Below are 5,733 nucleotides of genomic sequence, written 5' to 3' on the forward strand. Positions count from 1 at the left end.
CGCTGTACGCGGCGATGCTGGGTCCGGCCGCCGGGGCGGGCGCGGCGCCGGTGGTGACCGCCAGGGGCCGCTCACCGACGGTCACGGGTTCGGCGGCCGGGATGTCGTCGGCGGGCACCGGGGCCGGCGCCTCACCCACCTGCGCGATCCCGGCGATGCCGAGGACGACCGGGATCGCCGCCGCGGCGGCCGGACCCAGCATCGCCGCGTACAGCGGCGTGCCGATCACCCCGAACACCGCGGCGTAGGCGAACACGTACAGCAGCGGCATCCAGGTGGTCAGCGCCTCCGCCGGGTTCGCGGCGAAATCGGTGACGATCTGTCCGATCGTGCCGACCGGGTTGAGGAGCAGATCGCGCAGCACCAGATACATGCTCTGGAAGTGCTCGGAACCCGCGAGCGCGTCGGCGATGGGATCACGTCCGCCCCACGGCAGTTCGGTGTCGGCGGCGGTGCTGTTCGCCGCGGCGACCGCGGCGGCGGGGGAAGCGGCCGCCTCCGCGGCCAGCACCGTCGGGGCCACGCCGACCGGGCGGGTCGCCGCCAGGGCGGCCCCGCTGGCCCCCTGGTAGGTGGCCATGGTCACCGCGGCCTGCACCCACATCCGCGCGTAGTCGGCTTCGGTGACCGCGATCGGCACGGTGTTGATGCCGAGGAAGTTGGTGGCCATCAAGGCGGCGAGGGCGGCGCGGTTGCCGGTCAGCTCGGCCAGGGTCGGCATCGCGGCCAGCGCCGCCGAGTAGGCCCCGGCGGCGGTCTCGACCTGTCCGGCCGCGCCGGCGGCCTGGCTGCCGGCGGCGGCCAGCCACGCCAGGTAGGGCTGGTGGGCGCCCAGGTACCGCTCGGCGGTCGGGCCGTCCCAGGCGCCGCGGGCGGCGCCCAGCAGCGCGGTGAGCTCGGCGGCGGTGGCGGTGTAGTCGGCGCTGAGCATCCGCCAGGCGCTGGCGGCGGCAAGCAGCGCCCCGGGGCCCGGCCCGCTGCTGAGCAGGCTGGAGTGCACCTCCGGCGGGATCGCCATCCACACCGGGGCGATCACCGGGCGACCCCGGCGTCAAGCGAACGATGGCAGTCGACGACCAAACACATGGCGCACCCGCCCGGATCATCGACGGCGAGGTCGACGGCAAGGTCGACGGCAAGGTCGACGGCGATGCCCCGGGCTTCCCCTTCCTGGCAATGATCTGACAACGATGACGCGAAAGACTTTGGTTAGCGTAACCTAACCTATCGGGGGTTGTCGACAAGTTGTCAGCCACCCAGTGGGACGTGTTTCTCCGCACAGGCTTCCCGCACCGCGGTGGTGACGTCCTCGGGAAGCAGCTCCTGCAGATCGGTCACCGTCACCGATCCGTGCTCGGCGCGGTGCTGGGCGGCGACCCGGCAGTCGCGGCGCCGCTCGGCGCGTTCGACGACGTTGCGGGCGAAGCGACCGTTGTGCATCAGGTCGATGCCGCAGGTGCCGTCCGGGCCGCGGTACGCGTCGAGACGCCGGCAGCAGTCCAGCAGGGCGCTGCGCGCGTCGGGCCCCAGCACGGTGGCCCGCGGACCGCCGTAGCGGGCGGCGATCTCCACCAGCTCCTCGGGGGTGTAGGAGGCGAACCGCAGGGTGCGGTTGAACCGGCCCGCCAGGCCCGGGTTGACGGTGAGGAACGCCTCGACCTGCTCCTGGTAGCCCGCCCCGATGAAGCAGAAGTCGAAGCGGTGCACCTCCAACGCGATGAGCAGCTGGTTGACCGCCTCCATCCCGATCATGTCGGGACGGCCGTCCTGGTGGCGTTCCACCAGCGAGTAGAACTCGTCCATGAACAGGATGCGCCCCAGCGACCGGGTGATCAGCTCGTTGGTCTTCGGCCCGGAGGCCCCGATGTGCTCGCCGCAGAAGTCGGCGCGCTTGACCTCGATGATCTCCGGGTGAGCGACGATGCCCAGCCCGGCGTAGATCTTGCCCAACGCCTCGGCGGTGGTGGTTTTGCCGGTGCCGGGCGGACCGACCAGCAGCATGTGGTTGGTCTGGTTGGTCACCGGCAGTCCGGCCGCCAGGCGCAGGGCGCGCACCTCGATCTGGTCCTCGAGTTCGGCGACCGCGGTTTTCACCTCCGCAAGGCCCACCTGCCCGGCGAGCAGGGCGCGGCCCTCGGTCAAGAGCTCGGTGCGCCGGGTGGCGTCGTGCTCGGCGTGGCGTTGCTGCTCGGACTGTTCGGTGGCGACATCCCATTTGTCGGTGCGGCTGTTGACGGTCTGTTCATCGGTGACCGTCAGCTGCAGGGCGGGATCGGCCAGGGCCTGTTTGGCCGGTTCGATGGGGGCGCCGTTGAGGGTGGCCCGCGACAGCCACACCTGGGCCTGCTCCTCCTGGCCGAGCTGGCGGTGCGCCATGCCGCGCACGTAGGCCAGATCGGCGGCGATCAGCGGGAATTCGTGCGGGTCGAGGACCACCGCGGTGCGCTCCCCGTCGCCGTTCTCGCCCCGGGACGGGCGCAGCCCGGTGAGCTCGACGCGCGCCGCCCAGTCCATCGCCACCCGGGGTTGGCCGAGGTGCGCGGCAGCGTGGGCGGCCAACGCGCTGGTCGCGGCGGTCACCGCGGTCATGATGATCGCCCGCGCCGGCATCACCGTCGCCGCGGTCGCGATCACCTCCGGCCAGCGTTGCGCGGCGAACATGAGGTAGGCCCGGATGTGCTGGCACCAGTGATGGTTCTCCCAGTTGTCCAGCACGGCAGGGTCGGTGAGGATCTCCTCGGCCTGCGGGTAGCGGCCCGCGTCGACCAGGGCGCTGGCCAACGCCAGCCGGGCGTGGGAGGCATCGGTCACCGAGATCGCCAGGTACGGGCCGGCTTTCACCGGTACCGCCAGGGTGGCGCCCAACCGGGTGGTCTCCCGGTGCATCCGGTCGGCGCATGCGACGAGCCGCTCGAGGGTGGCCAGGGTGTGATCGCCGGCGGCGATGAGCCCCAGCCACGCGTCGGCCATCGCCGGGTCCACCTCGACGGCGGCCGCGAAACACTCGGCGGAACCCGCCGGGTCACCGGCCAACCGGCCCATCGCCTCGTCGAAGTAGCGGCGGGCGGTCAGGGTCACCGCGGCGGTGGCCATCGCGGCCCCCGCGCCTACCCCGCCACCCCGGCGGGGACCGTCTGCGGTTGTCGCACCGGCGATCCCAGATAGCGGTTCTCGGCGCGGAACAACTCGATGTGCACGCTGTGGTGCCAGTCGGCGGTGGCGACGGTGACGGTGGCCGGGCCGGTCTGGGTGATCACCACCTCCCCCGGGTCGGTCGGGGGCGCGGCGGCCGCGGCGATGACGACGACGGTGTCCGGGCGTGGGGTGGGGGCGACGCTGCCGTCGGTGACGCTGACGGTGGTGCCCGGCGCCGGGGCGGGGTCCTCGCCGACGGTGATCAACGGCATCCGCAGGCTGGCCCACCGGGCGGGGTCGGTGCTGTGGCAGGTCAGGCGCGCGCCGGTGGCGGCCAGTCGGATGAGGATCCGTTTGGTCAGCGCGTCCTCGCCGACGAGCCAGATCCGGCTGCACAGCGTCGGGTCGTCGAGGGGCACCAGCAGTCGCTCGCCGGTGTCGAGTCGGCCCAGCAGCACCCCGGACGGCCCGATCGGGATGGTCACCGGCGCCGCCAGTCGGGGACGCGGCGAGCGGTCCCGCAGCGGGCCGGGTCCGCACCGGTGCGCGGCGAGGCCGCGGGCCTGCCGGCCCGACAGGGTCTGCAACCGCACGCTCGGCGGGGTGAGCGGGCGGGCCGCGGTCGCGACGGTGACGGTGGCGGCGACGGTGTGGTCGTCGAACACCGTGACGTCCTGCACGACACCGTCGACGCGCCATGTCCAGGCCTGCTCGAGGGTGCCGGTGGTGATGTCCTCGGGGCGGTACCGGTAGGTCGCCCGCCACCCGGTGTCGGCGCGCAGTGCCCGCCAGTGCCTGCGCCGCGGTGCGAGGGCCCCGGCGTCGACAGGGGTGCCCAGGGCTGCGATGTCGAGGGCTGCGATGTCGGCGGCACCGGCTACCGCGGCCCGGATTCCGCGGTGGCGCAACGCCGCGGCGACACGCTGGGCGGCGGCCACAGCGGCTGCGCCCACCGTGGTGCGCAGCCGCAGCGCGTCCACGTTGTCGGCGGCCGTGATCCGCAGGATCAGCCATGTCGCGCGCCGTCCGGCGTAGGGCGCGGTGCCGATCAGGGTGTCGTAGACCTCCGGGTAGCTTCCGGTGTGGGCCCGCCGCGTCCCGATGCTCACCACGCTGATCGACGCGACGGTCAGCCCGAGGGGTTGGCGGGTCAGCGCGGCGAGGGTGGCCAGGTCGACCACGTTGGTGGTCGTTGCCGCGGTGGCGCCGGTCAGCAGCGTCGGGGTGTGAGCGCGGCCGGACACCCGCACCGCGACCGCAGCGACACCGCGGTGGTAGCGCACCCCGCCGCGGCTACGGTCGTTGGTCGCGGTGACCGGCGGCGGCCAGCGGATCGGCCGGTTGCGGCGCAGCCACAGCGCCGCCCATCCGCACAGCGGCCGGCCCCACCACGGCACCACCGCGGCGGCCAGACCCCCGGCGAGTCCGACGACGGCTCCGCCGACACCGCCGACCGCCCAGCCGGCGAGCCCGGTCAGTGCGACGGCGGCCAGCACCGCGAGGCGGGTCATGGCGACCGTCGCGATCGTCCGGCGTGCGCGAGCAGTCCCAGCAGCCATCCGGTCGCCGCGATCGTCGCGGCGAGGCCCACCGCGATGTGGCGTGCCCGGTGGTCGCCCGGAGCGGGCGGGGTGCCCGGGTCCACCAGCCGTGCCCGCGCACCCGGCGCCAGGCGCGGCCCGGCGGGGACGTCGAAGGTCAGCGCCGCCACCGGGTCGACCAGCCCGGCACCGACCTGGTTGTCCACCCCGCGGGCCGGGTTGTGCGCGGTCGCCACGATCCGGTTGATCACCTGATGGGCGGAGAGTCCCGGGAACCGGGCTCGCACCAGCGCGGCGACCCCGCTGACGTAGGCGGCGGAGAAGCTACTTCCCCAAAACGGCTGGGTCGCCTCGCCGGGGCGCACCGGCGGGTAGGCGTTGACCGGGCCGCCGGTCTGCGGGGACAGGCCCAGCACCTTGACCCCGGGGGCGGCGACGCCCACCCACGGGCCGGTCAGGCTGCGGATCAGCGGGGCCCCGGTGGTGTCCACCGCGGCGACCGACAGCACGTAGTCGGTGAACCACGATGGTGAGGACACGGTCTTCACCTCGCGCCAGTCGCGGGGATCGTCGGCCGACAGCGGGTCGAACAGCGGGTTCTGCGCGCAGTCCTCGTCGCCGTCGTTGCCGGCGGCGGCGACGATCACGGCGTCTTTGACGGTCGCGGCGTACCAGGCGGCGGCGCCGAGGTCGCCTTGATCCAGCGGCGCGGCGGCCGCGGTGCAGGCGGTGACGCTGATGTTGATGACCTTGGCGCCGAGGTCGGCGGCGTGCACGATGGCGCGGGCCAGCGTGGCGACGGTGCCGGCCTTGCGGCGTGCGGCGGCGTCGCCGGGCAACGGATGTTCGGGTTCGTAGGCGCGGGAGGACTGGCGGATCGCGATGATCACCGCGTGCGGGGCCACGCCGGCCACCCCGTCGGGGGCGTCGGGCGCCGGTGGGGGAACCTCCGGGTCGTCCGGGGTGTCGGCGGCGAGCGGACCCCGCCCGTGGGCGGGCCGGTCGTCGGGCGGTGCCGGCGGGCCGGGCGGCGGGACGGTCACGGTCACCGTCGGTG

5 protein-coding genes are annotated in these 5,733 nt (G+C 74.3%); 1 reads left to right on the top strand and 4 read right to left on the bottom strand.

Features of this window, described 5'->3' with window-relative positions; genetic code table 11:
* The coding region (locus B8W67_RS21040) for a PPE family protein (protein WP_085305858.1) at window positions 1–1,036 on the bottom strand (1,036 nt) is incomplete at its 3' end.
* 26 nt (window positions 1,037–1,062) lie between these two features.
* Here B8W67_RS21040 and B8W67_RS21600 point away from each other — a divergent pair.
* Window positions 1,063–1,185, top strand: a complete 123-nt coding sequence (locus tag B8W67_RS21600; RefSeq protein WP_264033581.1) for a hypothetical protein — start codon at window positions 1,063–1,065, stop codon at window positions 1,183–1,185.
* A 63-nt stretch (window positions 1,186–1,248) separates the two neighbouring features.
* On the opposite strand, the gene eccA is transcribed toward B8W67_RS21600, so the two are convergent.
* The 3 genes from eccA to B8W67_RS19725 form a co-directional block, all read right to left on the bottom strand.
* Window positions 1,249–3,093: a type VII secretion AAA-ATPase EccA gene (gene eccA, locus B8W67_RS19715; RefSeq protein WP_085305860.1), complete on the bottom strand. Its 1,845-nt coding sequence runs from the start codon at window positions 3,091–3,093 to the stop codon at window positions 1,249–1,251.
* A gap of 14 nt (window positions 3,094–3,107) precedes the next feature.
* Complete coding sequence (gene eccE, locus B8W67_RS19720) at window positions 3,108–4,646, bottom strand: type VII secretion protein EccE (protein ID WP_234806835.1); 1,539 nt, start codon at window positions 4,644–4,646, stop codon at window positions 3,108–3,110.
* A partial coding sequence (locus B8W67_RS19725) for a S8 family serine peptidase (protein ID WP_085305864.1) occupies window positions 4,643–5,733 on the bottom strand: 1,091 nt, incomplete at its 5' end. The genes eccE and B8W67_RS19725, both read right to left, overlap by 4 nt.

It is taken from the genome of Mycolicibacillus koreensis, assembly GCF_002104795.1.
Lineage (GTDB): Bacteria > Actinomycetota > Actinomycetes > Mycobacteriales > Mycobacteriaceae > Mycobacterium > Mycobacterium koreense.

Coding starts and splice junctions, on each gene's coding strand:
- B8W67_RS21600 (WP_264033581.1), top strand. CDS start 1,063: ATGGCAGTCGACGACCAAACACATGGCGCACCCGCCCGGATCATCGAC.
- eccA (WP_085305860.1), bottom strand. CDS start 3,093: ATGGCCACCGCCGCGGTGACCCTGACCGCCCGCCGCTACTTCGACGAG.
- eccE (WP_234806835.1), bottom strand. CDS start 4,646: ATGACCCGCCTCGCGGTGCTGGCCGCCGTCGCACTGACCGGGCTCGCC.